This is a genomic window from Bacillus sp. FSL H8-0547 (genome assembly GCA_038002745.1).
Lineage (GTDB): Bacteria > Bacillota > Bacilli > Bacillales > Bacillaceae > Bacillus_P.
In genome coordinates this window covers 1,985,532-2,002,912 of sequence record JBBODD010000001.1, presented here as the reverse complement: position 1 = coordinate 2,002,912, position 17,381 = coordinate 1,985,532, and the positions used below count along the sequence as shown (strand labels likewise).

Sequence of the window (17,381 nt, the reverse complement as noted above, 5' to 3'; positions counted from 1 at the left end):
CGTTGTTTATAAAAACAACGCACCCCTTCATGTTTATTTACACTTCTGCAATTAAACGTCCAAGCCGTAGTCTTTTACAAGTGAACCAAGACCGCCCTGGTAGCCGCTTCCGATTGCATTAAATTTCCACTCTGCGCCGTGACGGTAAAGTTCGCCTACAACGACTGCAGTTTCAATAGAGAAGTCTTCCCCTAAGTCATAGCGGATAAGCTCTGAATTGCTGTCTTCGTTCAAGATGCGCACGTAAGCATTGGAAACTTGTCCAAAGTTCTGGCTGCGTGATTCTGCATCATGAATCGTGATTGTGAACGCAATTTTGCTGATAGAAGCAGGAACTTGTGAAAGGTTAACTTTGATGACTTCATCGTCACCTGAACCTTCGCCCGTACGGTTGTCGCCAGTATGCTCAACTGATCCGTTTCCGCCAACAAGGTTGTTGTAGAAAATGAAATCTGCTTCGCTTGCTGCTTTGCCGTTTTCATCCAATAAGAAAACAGATGTGTCAAGGTCAAAGTCTTTTCCGCCGTCATACTTGTTTGTATCCCAGCCAAGACCGACCAATACTTTTGTTAAACCAGGGTTTGTTTTTGTTAAATCGATTTTCTGACCTTTAGATAAGCTGATTGCCATTTTGAATTCGACTCCTTTTATCCTGTTATTTTTTATGTCTTTCAGAATCCCGTGTCAGGATTCCGGAAAGAAATTATGCGTGACGGTTTGCAATTTCTGTAATGGAAGCGTCTTTTGTACCTGAACCGACTGCGGAAAACTTCCACTCGCCTCCGTGGCGGTAGATTTCGCCCGGGATAAGGGATGTTAGACCGGAGTAATCATCGCTCAGGTTAAACTGAACAAGTTCCGTGCGGCTTGCAGAATCCACTACACGGATAAAGGCATTTTGAATCATGCCGAAATGCTGTTTTCTTTGGACAGCCTGATAGATGTTAACAACAAACACAAGCTTATGAACATTTGCAGGAACCTTGCTCAGATCGATCAGCACCTGCTCATCGTCTCCATCGCCGTCTCCTGTCAGGTTGTCTCCGGTATGTTTAACTGAACCGCATTTGCTTGTAAGGTTGCCAAAATAAATGACGCTCTTTTTATCAAGCAGACGGTCATTTTCATCAAGCATTAATACTGAAGCATCGCAGTCAACGTTGCTTCCGCCGCCTCCGAAGAGTCCGCCGAGAAGACCGCCGCTTTTTTGCTGGACAGGATCCCATCCTAGTCCTACCATAATGTTTTTAAGACCGGCATTTCCTTTTGTCAGATCAATCTTCTGACCCTTTTGCAGTGTAATTGCCATTTCTTCACTCTCCCTTTCTGGGTAATGGGGAAACTTGCAAACAGAGACCTGAGCCATACTTCTTTATGTATTATTCGGTCTATTGTCACGATAACGTGACCACAAGTCTTATACTACCAATATCTGAGCAAATTTCAACTAAAAACCTTTTACTGGCCCGCACTATTTCATACGTTTTAAAAGAAGAAAAGTTTCATAGAAGCTAAGATAAAATAATTTCCTTTTCCAGGAAGGTTGCCTTTATATCAAGCTTTGCCTCCTGCTTTTCTACTTTTTCGCCAAGCAGCAGCTTGACCGCCAGATACGGGAAGTTCACTCCCGAGAGGCAGCTGAAATACAGGCCGCCCGACATCCGCGGGTTAATCTCAAGCAGCTTTGGAAGCCCCTGATTATATTTGACCTGGATATTAAAAATGTAGTCCAGCTTAAATTCCTTGGTGAACGCCTCTGCAAGTTCAATTAATTCTTTGTTGTTTTCAAGAATCCGGATTCTTCCTCCGCCTTTCCTGCGCGGCACAGCTGCGATGAGTTCGCCATTAAAGGCCAGGCAGTCAATGCTGTATTCTTCTCCTTCGAGAAATTCCATGACCATAAGCTCCGGGAACTCTCCGGCAGCTTTCAGCCCGTCGTAGACTCTCTGAAACGGAATCCGGTAGCTCGGCGCCATCACTTCTTTAAGGGGATCAACATTGTCATCGATGATTCTGAACCCGTATCCTCCCTCTCCGACCACAGGCTTATAGCAGACACCGAGTCCTTCGTTTTTCAATTTTTCATATGTATCTTTGAATTCTTCAGGTGTTTTTGCTGTATAAAAGGAAGGGATATCAAATAAGCCCTTCTCTCTGCAAATCTCGTAAAAATCATCTTTATTGTCTATAGCCTCTAGCAGCTCAGCATCTCTATTGACTAATACCTTTACACCGAGCTCTTCAAACTTGTCCAGCGCTTTTGCAATTGGCAGCATTTTATACCTTGGGATGAACAGCTCAATGCCATGTTTTCGGCAAAAATCAAGACAGTACTGAACATATTCCTCATCCGTTTCGCACTTCGGTTCAACCTCTGAATAATCGCAGTTGGCAAGCATGACATGATCAGCATCCGGATGCGTCCCGTACACTTCAAACTTAATCCCGTCTTCATTGTTCCGAATCATATCAATATAGTGATAGGCAACCGAGAACCAGCGGTTGAACCAGATTTTATATGTACTCATTTTTCAGAAAAACCCCTCTCTTCGGAACAGTCCGAAGTTTTCTATTTCTTTCATTTTACATAAAACGGGAAGATAAGTCATTGGGAAAAAATTTCTTTCCGGGTTAGTGCCTTCAACCTGTGGATTCTTCTTTTTGGTGGTTCTGTTTTTCCCGGTAAGTGCCTTCAACCTGAAGGTTCTTTCTTTTGGTGGTCCTGTTCTTCCTGATAAGTGCCTTCAACCAGCTGACTCTTCCTTTTGATGGTACTGTTCTTCCTGATAAGTGCCTTCAACCTGAGGACTCTTCCTTTTGATGGTACTGTTCTTCCTGATAAGTGCCTTCAACCAGCTGACTCTTCCTTTTGATGGTACTGTTCTTCCTGATAAGTGCCTTCAACCAGCTGACTCTTTCTTTTGGTGGTACTGTTCTTCCTGATAAGTGCCTTCAACCTGAGGACTCTTCTTTTTGGTGGTTCTATTTTTCCTGATAAGTCCTTCAACCTGAAGATTCTTTCTTTTGGTGGTACTGTTCTTCCTGATAAGTGCCTTCAACCAGCTGACTCTTCCTTTTGATGGTACTGTTCTTCATGATAAGTGCCTTCAACCAGCTGACTCTTCCTTTTGATGGTACTGTTCTTCCTGATAAGTGCCTTCAACCTGAGGATTCTTTCTTTTGGTGGTACTGTTCTTCCTGATAAGTGCCTTCAACCTGAGGATTCCTCCTTTTGATGGTACTGTTCTCCCGGATAAGTGCCATCAACCTGAGGATTCTTCTTTTTGATGGTTCTATTCTTCCTGATAAGTGCCATCAACCTGAGGATTCTTCTTTTTGATGGTTCTATTCTTCCTGATAAGTGCCATCAACCTCCGGATTCTTCTTTTTGATGGTTCTATTCTTCCCGATAAGTGCCATCAACCTCCGGATTCCTCCTTTTGATAGCACTGTTCTACCAGATTAGTGCCATCAACCTGAATATTCTTTCTTTTGGTGGCACTGTTCTTCCTGATAAGTACCATCACCCTGATTATTCCTCCTTTTGATAGCACTGTTCTCCCGGATGAGTAACATCAACCAGAACATTCTTCCTTTTGATGGTTCTATTCTTCCCGGTAAGTACCATCAACCCAGGAATTTCTCTTCTTGATGGCACCATTCTACAAAATCAGTGATCTCCTTTCACAAAAAGAAAGAAGCCCCCTCTAAAACCGGGAGCTCCCTCTTCCTACATATTCCTGCGGTACTGTCCGCCTACTTCGTATAGTGCCTGCGTGATCTGGCCGAGACTTGCGTAGTTGACCGTCTCCATCAGTTCAGCAAAGATGTTCTGATTGTGGATGGCTGCCTGCTTCAGTCTTTCGATGGCTGCATCAGCTTGAGCGGCATTGCGTTCCTGGAACGCTTTTAAGTTTTGAATTTGTGTTTCTTTTTCCTCTTTAGAGGCCCGGGCTACTTCCATGTTGTCAACGGAATCTTCAGATGGCTTGTTCGGATTGATATAAGTGTTGACGCCGATGATCGGGAGTTCACCTGAATGCTTCTGCATTTCGTAGTACATGGATTCATCCTGGATTTTTCCGCGCTGATACTGGGTTTCCATTGCACCAAGCACTCCGCCGCGCTCGTTGATGCTGTCGAATTCTTTAAGGACAGCTTCTTCAACTAGGTCTGTCAGTTCTTCAATGATGAAGGAGCCCTGCAGCGGATTTTCGTTTTTGGCGAGTCCGTGCTCTTTTGTGATGATGAGCTGAATGGCCATGGCTCTGCGGACCGATTCTTCTGTCGGTGTCGTGATGGCTTCATCGTACGCATTTGTGTGCAGCGAGTTGCAATTATCCTGAAGCGCCATAAGAGCCTGCAGCGTTGTGCGGATATCGTTAAAGTCAATTTCCTGGGCGTGCAGGGAACGGCCGGATGTCTGAACGTGGTATTTCAGCTTCTGGCTCCGTTCGTTTGCCCCGTATTTTTCCCTCATAACGGTTGACCAGATGCGGCGTGCCACACGTCCGATGACGGTGTATTCCGGATCAAGGCCGTTGCTGAAAAAGAAAGAAAGGTTCGGCGCAAAATCATCGATTTTCATGCCTCTGCTTAAATAGTATTCGACATACGTAAACCCGTTTGCGAGTGTAAACGCAAGCTGTGAAATCGGGTTTGCTCCCGCTTCTGCAATATGATAGCCGGAAATGGAGACAGAGTAATAGTTTCTCACTTTTTCATTGATAAAGTACTCCTGGATGTCCCCCATCATTTTCAGGGCAAATTCTGTTGAGAAGATGCAGGTGTTCTGTCCCTGGTCTTCTTTCAGAATGTCTGCCTGAACCGTTCCGCGGACCGTTTGAAGGGTTCTTTTTTTCACCTGCATCATTTCCTCTGCCGTTAACTCGCGTCCAAGCTCTGTCCGCTGCTTTTCAGCCTGCTGGGCAATGGCCGTGTTCATGAACATGGCCAGGATGATTGGCGCAGGTCCATTGATGGTCATTGAAACAGATGTGGCCGGCGCGCACAAATCAAAGCCTGCATAAAGCTTTTTCATGTCATCAAGCGTACAGATGCTGACTCCGCTCTCGCCGATTTTCCCGTAAATGTCGGGACGGTATGCAGGGTCTTCTCCGTAAAGGGTAACAGAGTCGAATGCGGTGCTCAGGCGTTTTGCCGGGTCATCTTTTGAAAGGTAATGAAAACGTCGGTTCGTCCGTTCTGGTGTACCTTCCCCTGCAAACTGCCGCTTCGGATCTTCTTCTGCCCGCTTGAACGGGAAGACGCCGGCGGTATACGGAAATGCTCCAGGTACATTTTCTTTGTAGACCCACTTTAGAATTTCCCCGTAGTCTTTGTATTTTGGAAGCGAGACTTTCGGAATCGCGAGTCCTGACAGGGAAACCATCTTTAATGATGTCACAATTTCTCTATCGCGGATTTTTGTCACAAACTGATCCGCTTCGTATTTCTCCCTTAGCTCTCCCCACCCGTCAAGGATCCGCTTTGATTCCGGAGAAAGCTCTTCTTCTGTTTTCTTTTTAATTGCTTCAAGAGAGTCAATCACCTCGGGTGCCCCGTTCTGCTCTTTGACACTTTCAATCGCACCCTGAAGCTGAAACAGTCTTCTGGCAGTATCAGCCTGATATTCGGCATTTTTGTGGTAGTTCCGGACAGATTCGCTGATCTCTCTCAGATAGTAGCGGCGGTCTGTCGGAATGATGACATTCTGTTTTTCAACATCTTTGACAATAGGCAGACTTGAAGACCAGTTTTTATTTTTCTTTTTGTTGATGAGGTCAAGCAGGGCTACAAACAGGGTGTTTGTACCGGGATCGTTGAACTGGCTTGCAATCGTTCCGTAAACCGGAAGATCCTCAGCAGGACTTTCAAACAGCATATGGCTGCGCTGGTACTGCTTTTGCACCTGGCGCTTTGCATCCTGGGACCCTTTACGTTCAAATTTGTTGATGACGATCAAGTCCGCGTAGTCAATCATGTCGATTTTTTCAAGCTGGGACGGCGCACCGAATTCGCTTGTCATGACATACATGGACATGTCGCAAATCTCAGTGATGGCTGCATCGCCCTGCCCAATTCCGCTTGTTTCTACAATAATTAAATCATAGCCTGCTGCTTTCACAACGGCGATGGCGTCATGGATGGCAAGCGACAGCTCTGATCTGGACTGTCTCGTCGCAAGACTTCTCATATATACCCGAGGAGAAAATATCGCATTCATCCGGATTCTGTCACCAAGCAGAGCTCCGCCTGTTTTCTGTTTTGTCGGGTCAATGGAAATGACGGCAATCTTAATTTCAGGCACTTCATTTAAAAAACGCCTGATCAATTCATCTGTCAGTGAACTTTTGCCTGCCCCGCCGGTACCGGTAATCCCAAGGACAGGTGCATCGGATGCATGCTGCTTGACCTCTGAAATGACTTTTTCTGCTGCAGCTGCCGCTTCCTGCCTGCTGCCGATTTGCGATTCGGCAACCGTGATCAGTTTTGCGATTGCTCCGGCATCGCCTGTTTTCAGCTTCTCCATCTCTTCCTCAAGCTTTGCGGCTGTCTGGAAATCGCACTCTTTCATCATAAGTTCAATCATGCCCTGAAGACCGAGCTCTCTCCCGTCCTCAGGAGAAAAGATGCGGGCAATCCCGTATTCATGAAGCTCTTTGATTTCCCGCGGAAGGATGACCCCGCCTCCTCCGCCGTAGAGCCTGATATGCGAAGCTCCTCTTTCTTTTAAAAGATCATACATGTATTTGAAAAACTCCACGTGCCCGCCCTGATAAGAAGAAATGGCAATTCCCTGCGCGTCCTCCTGGATGGCTGCATTGACAATCTCTTCAACCGAACGGTTATGGCCGAGGTGAATCACTTCTGCGCCGCTCGCCTGAAGAATTCTCCGCATAATGTTGATTGATGCATCATGTCCGTCAAACAAACTGGATGCCGTTACAAAACGAACGGCATGTTTCGGTTTATAGGTTTCCTTTGTATGCATGCTGGCCGCATCCCCTTTATTGTCGTTATTCCGGCTGATTTCCGCTTTTTTGTATCCCCCGCAGAATCAGCTGGGTCTGAACTTCAATGTATTCCTCAAGCGTATAGTTCCGCTGAAGGGCCCATCTTCTGAAGCCCCACATCTGTCCCTGAACGAAGATGTTGTGGGCAAGCAGCTGTCTTTCCGTTGCTGTAAGCGAGATTTCCCCTTTATCCGCACAGCCTGCTATCACCTTTTCAAACATCCCGACCATTTCAATTTCTTTTTGAAGCACATAAGGAAGCGCGTCACGTGACAGTGACTTCGCTTCCTGGTACATGACGAGAACCTCATCCTGCATCTCATCCACCACTCTGAAGTAGTTTGCGATGGCAAGCTTGAGACTCTCAATCGTTCCAAGCTTCATGTCGATGTTTTTCTCCAGCCGGTCGCGCACCTGATCATAGATCGTGTCGCAGACCAGGTAGAGGACGTCTTCCTTCTGCCTGATATATTCATAGAGCGTGCCGATGCTGAAGCCTGCCGCTTTGGCAATTTCCCTTGTGGTTGTGCGGTGGAATCCCTTTTGTTTAAAAAGATGAACCGCCCCTTTAATCATCTGGTCACGCCGCTTTTCCACAAGCCTCTCATCTTTGACAGAGGCATGCACTTCCCGTTTAGACATGTTCCACCGCCTCCCTGTTTAGGCCCTTTATTTTGTCAGCATGCGCGAAATGACAAGTCTCTGAATCTCCTGAGTGCCTTCGTAAATCTGGGTAATCTTCGCATCTCTCATGTAGCGTTCAACCGGATAATCCTTCGTATAGCCGTAGCCGCCGAACACCTGCACCGCTTCTGTCGTGACTTTCATAGCCGTATCTCCGGCAAACAGTTTGGACATGGCCGATTCTTTTCCGTACGGAAGGCCCTCAGACTCAAGCCATGCAGCCTGGTAGGTTAATAGACGCGATGCTTCAATCGTTGTCGCCATATCAGCAAGCTTAAAGCCGATTCCCTGCTGCTGTGCAATCGGCTTGCCGAACTGCTGGCGCTCTTTCGCATAGGCAACAGATGCATCAAGGGCTCCCTGTGCGATTCCTACAGCCTGGGCTGCGATGCCGTTGCGGCCGCCGTCAAGAGTCATCATGGCAATTTTAAAGCCTTCTCCTTCTTGACCGAGAAGGTTTTCTTTCGGAACCATGCAGTCTTCAAACATGATTTCGGTTGTAGGCGATGAGCGGATGCCGAGCTTGCTTTCTTTTTTGCCGACGGAGAAGCCTTTAAAGTCCTTCTCGACGATGAATGCACTCGTGCCTTTATGCTTGCTTGAAGGATCTGTGACGGCAAAAACAATATACGTATCAGCAATGCCACCGTTTGTTATGAAAATCTTGGATCCGTTAAAGACATAATGATCGCCGTTCAGTTTGGCAGTTGTTCTCATGCCGCCGGCGTCTGAACCCGAGCCCGGTTCTGTCAGTCCGTAAGCACCGATTTTCTCGCCCTGGGCCATTGGTTTTAAGTACTTCTGCTTTTGCTCTTCTGTACCGAATTTGTAAACCGGCCAGCCTGCTAGCGAGGTGTGGGCTGAAAGGGTTACTCCGATGGAAGCGCACACTCTAGATAGCTCTTCTACGGCTATGACGTATGCCAGATAGTCGCTGCCGATGCCGCCGTACTCTTCCGGCCATGGAATTCCTGTCAGTCCAAGCTCAGCCATTTTGTCGAACAGCTCACGGTCAAAGCGCTCTTCTTCGTCGCGCTCTGCAGCTGTAGGCTCAACTTCATTTTTAGCGAAATCTCTTACCATTTTGCGGATCATTTCATGTTCATCTGACAGTTTGAAAAACATTGCGTTCATCTCCCGTGTTCTTATTATTATTTACCCCTTAGTTAAATGCTTGCTGATGACGATTCTTTGAATCTCGCTTGTACCTTCGTAGATTTCACACACTTTGGCATCGCGGAAGTAGCGTTCGACCGGGTAGTCCTTTGTGTAGCCGTAGCCGCCGAAGACCTGGATGGCCTCTGTTGCTGTTTCCATAGCCGTTTTGGAGGCGAAAAGCTTTGCCATGGAGGCTTCTTTGCCGCACGGCATGCCGTTTTCCCTCATGAATGCCGCTCTGTAGGTCAGCAGTTCTGAAGCTTCGACGGCTGTCGCCATGTCGGCAAGCTTGAAGCCGATTCCCTGCTGGGATGAGATCGGCCTTCCAAACTGGACGCGCTCTTTTGCGTATTCAACCGATTTTTCTAGGGCTGCCTGGGCAATACCGAGAGACTGGGCAGCAATTCCGATGCGCCCGACGTCAAGGTTGGCCATCGCGATTTTAAAGCCTTCGCCTTCTTCGCCAAGCAGATTTTCAGCAGGCACTTCTGCATCTTCAAACGAAAGCTGAACCGTTCTTGAACCGTACAGACCCATTTTATGTTCGTCTTTTCCGATGACAAGTCCTTTTGTGTTTTTCTCGACGATAAAAGCAGAAATCCCTTTTATGCCCGCCTCAGCGTTCGTAGAAGCGAAAACAATGTACGTATCTGCTTCTCCGCCGTTTGTAATAAACACCTTTGAGCCGTTCAGGATGTAGGTGCCGTCTTTTTTGACTGCTTTTGTTTTCAGGCTGCCTGCATCAGATCCTGATCCCGGTTCGGTCAGGCAGAATGCGCCAAGATACTCGCCGCTTGCAAGCTTTGGAATGTACTTGTTTTTCTGCTCTTCCGTTCCGAAATAGAGGATTGGATTTGTTCCTACCGATGTATGAACGCTCAGGATGACCCCGACTGTCGCACTGACCTTTGAGAGTTCATGAATGGCGATAATGTAGGACGTAAAGTCCATTCCCGCTCCTCCGTACTGCTCCGACACAGGGATACCCATCAGGCCGAGTGATCCCATTTTCCGGAGGATGTCCCGGGGGAATTCTCCCTTTTCCATCCGTTCGACAAACGGTTCAATTTCAGCCTGGGCAAAATCCCGAACCATTTTCCTCATCATTTCCTGTTCTTCCGTGAAGCGAATATTCATATCCCGTCCCCCTGTGATGTCCGATTACCCTTCGTATGAATAAAACCCTCTGCCTGTCTTGCGTCCAAGCCAGCCTGCTTTTACATATTTTCTGAGAAGCGGACACGGCCGGTATTTATCGTCGCCAAAGCCCTCGTGCAGCGTTTCCATAATGTACAGGCATGTATCAAGCCCGATAAAATCAGCAAGCGTAAGCGGCCCCATCGGATGGTTCATGCCAAGCTTCATCACTTCATCAATTGCTTCCTTCTCTGCTACCCCTTCATACAGCGTATAGATCGCTTCATTGATCATCGGCATCAGGATGCGGTTTGAAACAAATCCGGGAAAGTCATTGACCTCAACGGGGATTTTATTCAGCGTCTTTGTCATGTCTTCTATCGACTGATACACGTCATCTGCCGTTGCAAGGCCCCGTATAATCTCAACCAGCTTCATGACAGGAACAGGATTCATAAAGTGCATGCCGATTACTTTTTCCGGACGGTTTGTTGCTGCCGCAATTTCCGTGATCGGCAGGGAAGAAGTGTTTGTGGCAAGTATAGTGCTTTCCGGCGTGATTTTATCAAGCTTTGCAAAAATGTCTGTTTTGATCGCCATGTTCTCAACAGCTGCTTCAATGACCAGGTCCGTCCCGGCTGCATCCTGAAGATCCGTTGATGGAGAAAGCCTGCTTAATATCTCCTGCTTTTGATCTGCCGTGAGCTTCTGCTTATCAACCTGGCGCTGCAGGTTTTTTTCAATTGATGCGAGTCCCTTTAAAACAAATTCCTCTTTCAGGTCATTCACTAAAACGCTGTACCCTGCCATTGCGCACACCTGTGCGATGCCTGATCCCATCTGTCCTGCGCCAATTACCATTACGTTTTGAATACTCATTATTATCCCCCCTGCTATTAAACTTCCACCATAATCGCGTCGCCCTGGCCGCCGCCGCTGCAGATGGCTGCAATACCGATGCCGCCGCCGCGCCGTTTCAGCTCGTGAATCAATGTGATGATAATCCGCGCTCCGCTTGCCCCGATCGGATGGCCGAGTGCAACAGCTCCTCCGTTTACGTTCACTTTTTCAGGATCAAGACCTGCCAGCTGATTGCTTGCAAGAGCAACCGCCGAGAAGGCCTCGTTAATTTCAAACAGATCGATTTCTTCAAGCTTTCTGCCCGTTTTCTTTAAAAGTTCAAGAATGACAAGACCCGGTGTTTTTGGAAAATCCTTTGCTTCAAGCGCAATGGCCGTGTGGCCAAGGATTGTTGCCAGAGGCTGCTTTCCTTCTTTTTGCGCACGTTCCTCGCTCATGAGAACAAGGGCGCCTGCACCGTCATTCACTCCAGGGGCATTGCCGGCTGTAATCGTCCCTGCCTGATTAAAAACGGGAGACAGCTTTGAAAGCCTTTCGATTGAAGTATCTTTTCTTGGTGCTTCGTCGTGCTGAACGATGATAGGATCTCCTTTTCTCTGCGGTACAGGGACAGGAACAATTTCTTCTCCCAGTTTTCCTGACTCAATGGCTGCGACGGACCGCTCATGGCTTCTGAGCGCCCATGCATCCTGTGCTTCTCTTGAAATTTCAAGCTCCGATGCCGTTTCATTTCCGTAGGTTCCCATATGCACGCCTGTAAATGTGCACGTCAGTCCGTCATGAACCATCATGTCCTGAACCTTTGCATCTCCCATGCGAAGGCCCCATCTTGCTTTTGGCATCATGTACGGCGCATTGCTCATCGACTCCATTCCGCCTGCAACAATGACTTCCTCGTCGCCTGCACGGATAATCTGGTCTGCTAGCGTCACGCTTCGAAGACCGGAAGCACATACTTTATTAATTGTTTCGGTTTTAACTTCCCATGGCATGCCGGCGTGTCTTGCTGCCTGGCGGGAAGGAATCTGCCCCTGTCCGCCCTGCAGAACAGAACCCATGATGACTTCATCTACTTCCTCTGCTTTCACGCCTGCACGCTCTAACGCTTCTTTAATGGCGATGCCGCCAAGCTGCGATGCTGTCAGCGTGCTGAGCCCTCCGCCAAATTTCCCAAAAGGTGTGCGCACTCCGCTTACAATGACTGTCCGGTTCATCGTTCATCATCCCTCCGTATTTTTATAAAAACCCTATAGAAAGCGGTTACAAAACTGTCGATTGAACGCTCGCTCAGTATGCGTCCAGCCAAGAAGGTGAAACGAAATCCGTCTCACCTTCCTATTCAGACTATTGGCTGTTCACACTTTAAGCGGCACTTTCTTTTCCTTCACCAATCACTGCTTTTTCAAGCAGCTCTGCCACATCATACGTGCTGACTGTTTCTTCTACTTCTTTTGCCTTCGTGCCGTCGCTTAGCATGGTCAGGCAGTAAGGACATCCTGAACTGATGACCGTCGGATTCACTTCAAGCGCCTGGTTCGTTCTCGCCACGTTAACACGCGAACCGGCATCCTCTTCCATCCACATCAGACCTCCACCGGCACCGCAGCACATGCCTGTTTCGCGGTTCCTGTTCATCTCGACAAGCTTCACGCCCGGAATGGCTTTCAAGATTTCGCGAGGCGGCTCATACACTTCGTTGTAGCGGCCAAGGTAACAGGAATCGTGGAACGTAATCGTTTCCTTCACTTCATGCTTTGGAACAAGCCTTCCTTCCTTAACAAGCGCTGCAAGCAGCTCTGTATGATGGTATACCTCTGCTTCAAGCCCAAAGTCAGGATATTCATTTTTGAAAATGTTATAAGCATGCGGATCAATTGTGACAATCTTTTTGATCTCATTTTTCTGGAATTCATCAATGTTTTTCGTCGCAAGCTCCTGGAACAAAAATTCATTTCCAAGACGGCGAGGCGTGTCTCCCGAGTTCTTTTCCTTGTTGCCGAGAATGGCAAACTTCACTCCCGCTTCGTTCAGAAGCTTTGCAAACGAAAGGGCGATCTTTTGGCTTCGGTTGTCATAAGATCCCATAGAGCCGACCCAGAACAGGTACTCAAACTCTTCGCCTGCCTTGTTCATTTCTTTCACCGTCGGAACATGAACATCTTCGCGCGCCTCGCGCCAGTCTTCACGCTCTTTGCGGTTAAGGCCCCACGGATTTCCCTGGCGCTCAATGTTCGTCATGGCGCGCTGGGCATCTGCGTCCATTTTTCCTTCTGTAAGAACGAGATAACGGCGCATATCAATAATTTTATCGACGTGCTCATTCATTACCGGACACTGATCCTCACAGTTGCGGCACGTTGTACATGCCCAGATTTCCTCTTCTGTGATGATTTCGCCGATCAGGCTCGGGTTATAGGCAAGTGATGCTGCAGCTTCCTGTGAACCCTGTCCCTGGGCCATCGCAGCAAGCTGGTTTCCTTTCGTATCTGCAAACGCATAGGCAGGAACCCACGGGGACATCGATGTGACGGCAGCCCCTTTTTCCGTTAAATGGTCGCGAAGCCTTAAGATCAGGTCCATCGGCGACAGCATTTTGCCTGTACCAGTTGCAGGACACATATTCGTACAGCGTCCGCACTCCACGCAGGCATATAAGTCAATCAGCTGCGTCTGTTTGAAATCTTCAATTTTACCTACCCCGAACGTCTCCTGACTCTCATCTTCAAAGTCAATTTTCTCTAGCTTTCCAGGGTTCGAAAGGCGACCGAAATAGACGTTGGCCGGGCCTGCAAGCAAATGTGCGTGTTTTGACTGCGGCACATAGACAAGGAATGTTAATAGGATCAATAAATGAACCCACCATGAAATGTAAAAGATGACGGCAGCTCCCGTTTCACCGACAAAGCTCAGCAGATAAGCAAAGCTTGAAGCGATCGGTTCTGTCCACGTCAGCTCGTGATTGTGCCAGATGAGGTTCATTCCGTTTCCAAGAAGAACAGAAAGCATCAGCCCGCCGATGAAAATCAGAACAAGACCGGCTTTAAAATTCTTTTTGAGGCGAACGAGCTTTTCTATGTATCTGCGGTGAAAAGCCCAGACAACCGCAACAAGAATCATCAGCGTGACGATTTCCTGGAAGAATGTAAAACCTGGATACAGCGGCCCAAGCGGCAGGTGAGCATCCGGAATTAACCCTTTAATAATAAAATCAAGCGCCCCAAACTGGACAAGGATAAATCCGTAAAAGAACATGACGTGCATGATTCCGCTCTTTTTGTCCTTTAAAAGCTTTTTCTGGCCGAAAACATTCACCATAATGTTTTTCAGCCGCTCATTTAATCGCTGATCAAACTCCTGTTTACGTCCGAGCTTGATATAAGCCATGCGTGAACGGATCAGGTATACAAACAAACTGACTCCGTAAGCGGTTACAAGTATGAATGCCAAAAAGTTGACCCATAGCAGTGCGTCCACTGTCTCTCCCCCGTTTCTGTGATGAAATTTCCCGTTTCCCCATGATTTTAAATACTTTAAATCCATTTAATTTTCAGAATTCAACCTATATTTACATGATAATAATGAATGAGCATTCAGTCAATGATTTTCACTCAATCTTCCCCTGATAATTTTTCATCCGGACGTAAAAGATAAAAGATAGATGAATTCATGGAGGGTTTAGAATGAACGGCATTCTTTTTATCACAGCGGTTATGATTATTTTTGCTGTCTTTCTCTCTATGGACTTTTATTTTGGTCGCAGACAGCACATAAAAACGGCTGCAGCAACTGGCTTTCCTCCAAGAAAAAGTGATTTGGAGCTGTTCACTGTAGGCCAGCACTTTTATGAACGGCTGTTTGAAGATATTGAAAATAGCACCCATTCCGTTCATGTGTTATTTTATATTATAAAAAATGATGCCGACAGCGAGTCCTTTCTTTCTCTCCTGCAGAAAAAAGCGAAGCAGGGAATCAGCGTGCGGCTGCTCGCTGACTATGTCGGCAGCCATAAGCTTGAAAAAAAGAAAATCCAACAGCTGAAAGAAAGCGGCATTTCCTTTGCTTTTGCCCATAAACCGAAATGGCCGTTCTTTTTTTACAGCTCACAGACAAGAAATCACAGAAAAATTACTGTCATTGACGGCAGGACGGGCTACACAGGCGGGTTTAATATCGGAAAAGAATACCTTGGCAAAGATCCAAAGTTTGGCTTCTGGAGAGATTATCACCTGCGTGTTACAGGGGAAGGTGTACAGGATTTGCAGCGGCAGTTTCTGACAGACTGGAACGCTGCGTCTGATGAGCATTCTGAAGAAGAAACCGGGCTTTTTCCTTCCCTGTCTCAAGGCAAATTCAGCCACAGGTTTCTTACAACTCCCGGCAAAGATCTTGAGAAGAATTTTCTCACGTTCGTTAAAGAAGCAAAAACGGAGCTTCTGATTTGTTCTCCTTATTTCATTCCCGGAAAGAAACTGATGAAAGCGCTTTTGAACGCAAGGAACCGGGGAGTTTCAGTCAAAATCATGGTGCCGATGAAGGCGGATCATCCGCTTGTGAAAGAGGCGTCTTTCCCTTATTTCGGTCCTCTTCTGAAGGCAGGCTGTGACATATATCAATATTATTATGGATTTTATCATGCGAAAGTCATTGTCGTTGATGACGTCTTCTGTGATATCGGGACAGCCAATTTTGATAAGCGCAGCCTGTTCTTAAATGATGAATTCAACTGCCTGATTTATGACGAAGCGTTTATTTCACAGCTGAAACTCTCGGTTATAAAAGATATGAAGAGTTCAGCTAAGCTTACCCTCGACCACTATAACAGCAGATCTTTCCGTCAGAGGGTGATGGAGAAGACCGCTTCCATCGTATCTTATTTCTTATGAACGAAAGGAGAATATCATGGAGATCCGGTTCGGCTATGTATCAAATGCTCTCAACTTGTGGGACTGTTCTCCTGCAAAAACGATGACTTTTGCCCGCTATTCCAAGCTTGACCGTGAAGAAGCCGAACAAGCGCTTCACACTGTTGCAAAGCAGAATCTTGAGCATACGCTGCGCATTCTGCATTACAGCGTGGCCCATGAAATTCCGCTCTACCGTTTCTCATCTTCTCTCATTCCCCTTGCTACCCACCCTGAAGTAAAGTGGGATTTTCTGACGCCGTTTGGCGGTCTTCTGCGGGAAATCGGCAGCTTAGTGAAAAAAAACAGGCTCCGGGTGAGCTTTCATCCAAATCAGTTCACTTTGTTCACGAGCGATAAGCCCCATATTACAGAAAATACCGTAGCTGATATGCAGTATCACTATGACCTGCTGAAAGGAATGGGGCTTGAAGATGAAGGGTTTATCAACATTCATGTCGGCGGGGCATACGGGAACAAAGAAACGGCGACAGAACGCTTCCACCGCAATATAAAAAAGCTTCCGGCTGAAATTAAAGCACGGATGACCCTTGAAAATGATGATAAAACGTATACAACATCCGAAACACTGGCAATCTGCGAGAAGGAAAACATCCCGCTCATGTTTGATTATCATCACTGCTTTGCCAATAAAACAGATGAGGATGATCTTGAGAAGCTGCTGATCAGGTTTGCCCGGACGTGGGACGGCACCGGGAAAAAGCCGAAAATCCATATATCCTCCCCAAAATCAGAGAAGGAACTCAGAGCCCATGCCGATTATGTGGATCTGGATTTTATTATGCCTCTTTTGAAAAAGCTGAAAGAGATGGATTTGGACAGTGATTTTATGATTGAAGCGAAACAGAAGGACCGTGCCGTATTGAAGCTTGTAGAGGAGATTTCCGCAATCCGGGGTGTAAAGCGGATCAGCGGAGGATCTGTTGTGTGGTAGGATCAGTTGGCTTAAGCCCCCTGATCCTCTGTTTCGTTATCAAATAATGCTAAGAATGAAGCCCATGACAGGAAGGCTAAAACAATACTGAAAAAAGCAGCGACTATTGACAGAAAATATTCACCTTCCTTAAATCCTTCATAAGCTCCATACCCCGCAAGGAAAGTACCGAGCGGCATCAGGACCATCATCATATAATCCCCCACTCTGGATCTGACTCTATGTCGGTTTTTCCCCCACATCATGTACAGAATCCCAGCAAACACCGCAAGGAAAACCATGCTTGCTGCCGCATACCCCATTGCTCCCGCCGAAAGATTTTTAAACAAGCCGTCCACTGCAACCCACCCAAGAAACAGGACAAGGATTGTGCCCGGAATTTTCATCATGGAAGAAAGACATCCCATCTTCATGACCTCCTTTATGTATTCTGTTGATTTCATACCTCACCCTCATACCGATTAAACCCTTTTTAAGGAAATTTTATGGGTGGATGGTACTGAATTTGAGGTCTTTGCTGTTTTTGTATGCTATCTTTTCGGTACCAGCCATTTTTAACGTACGTTTCTCCTGTTTTCTTATGCTATCTTCCATGCGACAGCCACTTATAACGTACGATTCTCCTGTTTTCTTATGCTATCTTCCGTGCGACAGCCACTTATAACGTAC

The 17,381-nt window shown here is 46.9% G+C and carries 13 protein-coding genes; 2 read left to right on the top strand and 11 right to left on the bottom strand.

Annotation, left to right across the window (positions count from 1 at the left end; all coding sequences use genetic code 11):
• Positions 1–51 precede the first annotated feature (51 nt).
• The 10 genes from MHB63_09905 to MHB63_09860 all read right to left on the bottom strand — a co-directional run bounded on the left by MHB63_09905 (position 52) and on the right by MHB63_09860 (position 14,330).
• A complete protein-coding gene (locus MHB63_09905; protein MEK3806842.1) occupies positions 52–630 on the bottom strand; it encodes a TerD family protein in 579 nt (192 codons plus the stop codon).
• Positions 631–703: 73 nt separating this feature from the next.
• Positions 704–1,309, bottom strand: a complete 606-nt coding sequence (locus MHB63_09900; protein MEK3806841.1) for a TerD family protein — start codon at positions 1,307–1,309, stop codon at positions 704–706.
• 202 nt (positions 1,310–1,511) lie between these two features.
• Positions 1,512–2,528 (bottom strand): ATP-grasp domain-containing protein, encoded by a 1,017-nt coding sequence (locus tag MHB63_09895; protein MEK3806840.1) that lies wholly within the window; start codon positions 2,526–2,528, stop codon positions 1,512–1,514.
• 1,202 nt (positions 2,529–3,730) lie between these two features.
• Entirely contained in the window at positions 3,731–6,994 is a 3,264-nt protein-coding gene (gene icmF / locus MHB63_09890; protein MEK3806839.1) for a fused isobutyryl-CoA mutase/GTPase IcmF, read from the bottom strand.
• 25 nt (positions 6,995–7,019) lie between these two features.
• Positions 7,020–7,658 (bottom strand): TetR/AcrR family transcriptional regulator, encoded by a 639-nt coding sequence (locus MHB63_09885; protein ID MEK3806838.1) that lies wholly within the window; start codon positions 7,656–7,658, stop codon positions 7,020–7,022.
• A 27-nt stretch (positions 7,659–7,685) separates the two neighbouring features.
• Entirely contained in the window at positions 7,686–8,825 is a 1,140-nt protein-coding gene (locus MHB63_09880; GenBank protein ID MEK3806837.1) for an acyl-CoA dehydrogenase, read from the bottom strand.
• 30 nt (positions 8,826–8,855) lie between these two features.
• On the bottom strand, positions 8,856–9,995 hold the full coding sequence (locus MHB63_09875) for an acyl-CoA dehydrogenase (protein MEK3806836.1): 1,140 nt from the start codon (positions 9,993–9,995) through the stop codon (positions 8,856–8,858).
• 24 nt (positions 9,996–10,019) lie between these two features.
• On the bottom strand, positions 10,020–10,874 hold the full coding sequence (locus MHB63_09870; GenBank protein ID MEK3806835.1) for a 3-hydroxybutyryl-CoA dehydrogenase: 855 nt from the start codon (positions 10,872–10,874) through the stop codon (positions 10,020–10,022).
• Between the two features lie 17 nt (positions 10,875–10,891).
• Positions 10,892–12,070, bottom strand: a complete 1,179-nt coding sequence (locus MHB63_09865) for an acetyl-CoA C-acetyltransferase (GenBank protein ID MEK3806834.1) — start codon at positions 12,068–12,070, stop codon at positions 10,892–10,894.
• Positions 12,071–12,218: 148 nt separating this feature from the next.
• The gene (locus tag MHB63_09860) at positions 12,219–14,330 is read right to left on the bottom strand and encodes a heterodisulfide reductase-related iron-sulfur binding cluster (GenBank protein ID MEK3806833.1); all 2,112 of its coding nucleotides are present in this window, start codon (positions 14,328–14,330) and stop codon (positions 12,219–12,221) included.
• Positions 14,331–14,536: 206 nt separating this feature from the next.
• Here MHB63_09860 and cls point away from each other — a divergent pair, with 206 nt between their 5' ends.
• Complete coding sequence (cls, locus tag MHB63_09855; GenBank protein MEK3806832.1) at positions 14,537–15,739, top strand: cardiolipin synthase; 1,203 nt, start codon at positions 14,537–14,539, stop codon at positions 15,737–15,739.
• A 16-nt stretch (positions 15,740–15,755) separates the two neighbouring features.
• Entirely contained in the window at positions 15,756–16,712 is a 957-nt protein-coding gene (uvsE, locus tag MHB63_09850) for a UV DNA damage repair endonuclease UvsE (protein MEK3806831.1), read from the top strand.
• A gap of 11 nt (positions 16,713–16,723) precedes the next feature.
• Here uvsE and MHB63_09845 read toward each other — a convergent pair whose 3' ends face one another.
• Positions 16,724–17,155 (bottom strand): hypothetical protein, encoded by a 432-nt coding sequence (locus tag MHB63_09845; GenBank protein MEK3806830.1) that lies wholly within the window; start codon positions 17,153–17,155, stop codon positions 16,724–16,726.
• Between the last annotated feature and the right edge of the window lie 226 nt (positions 17,156–17,381).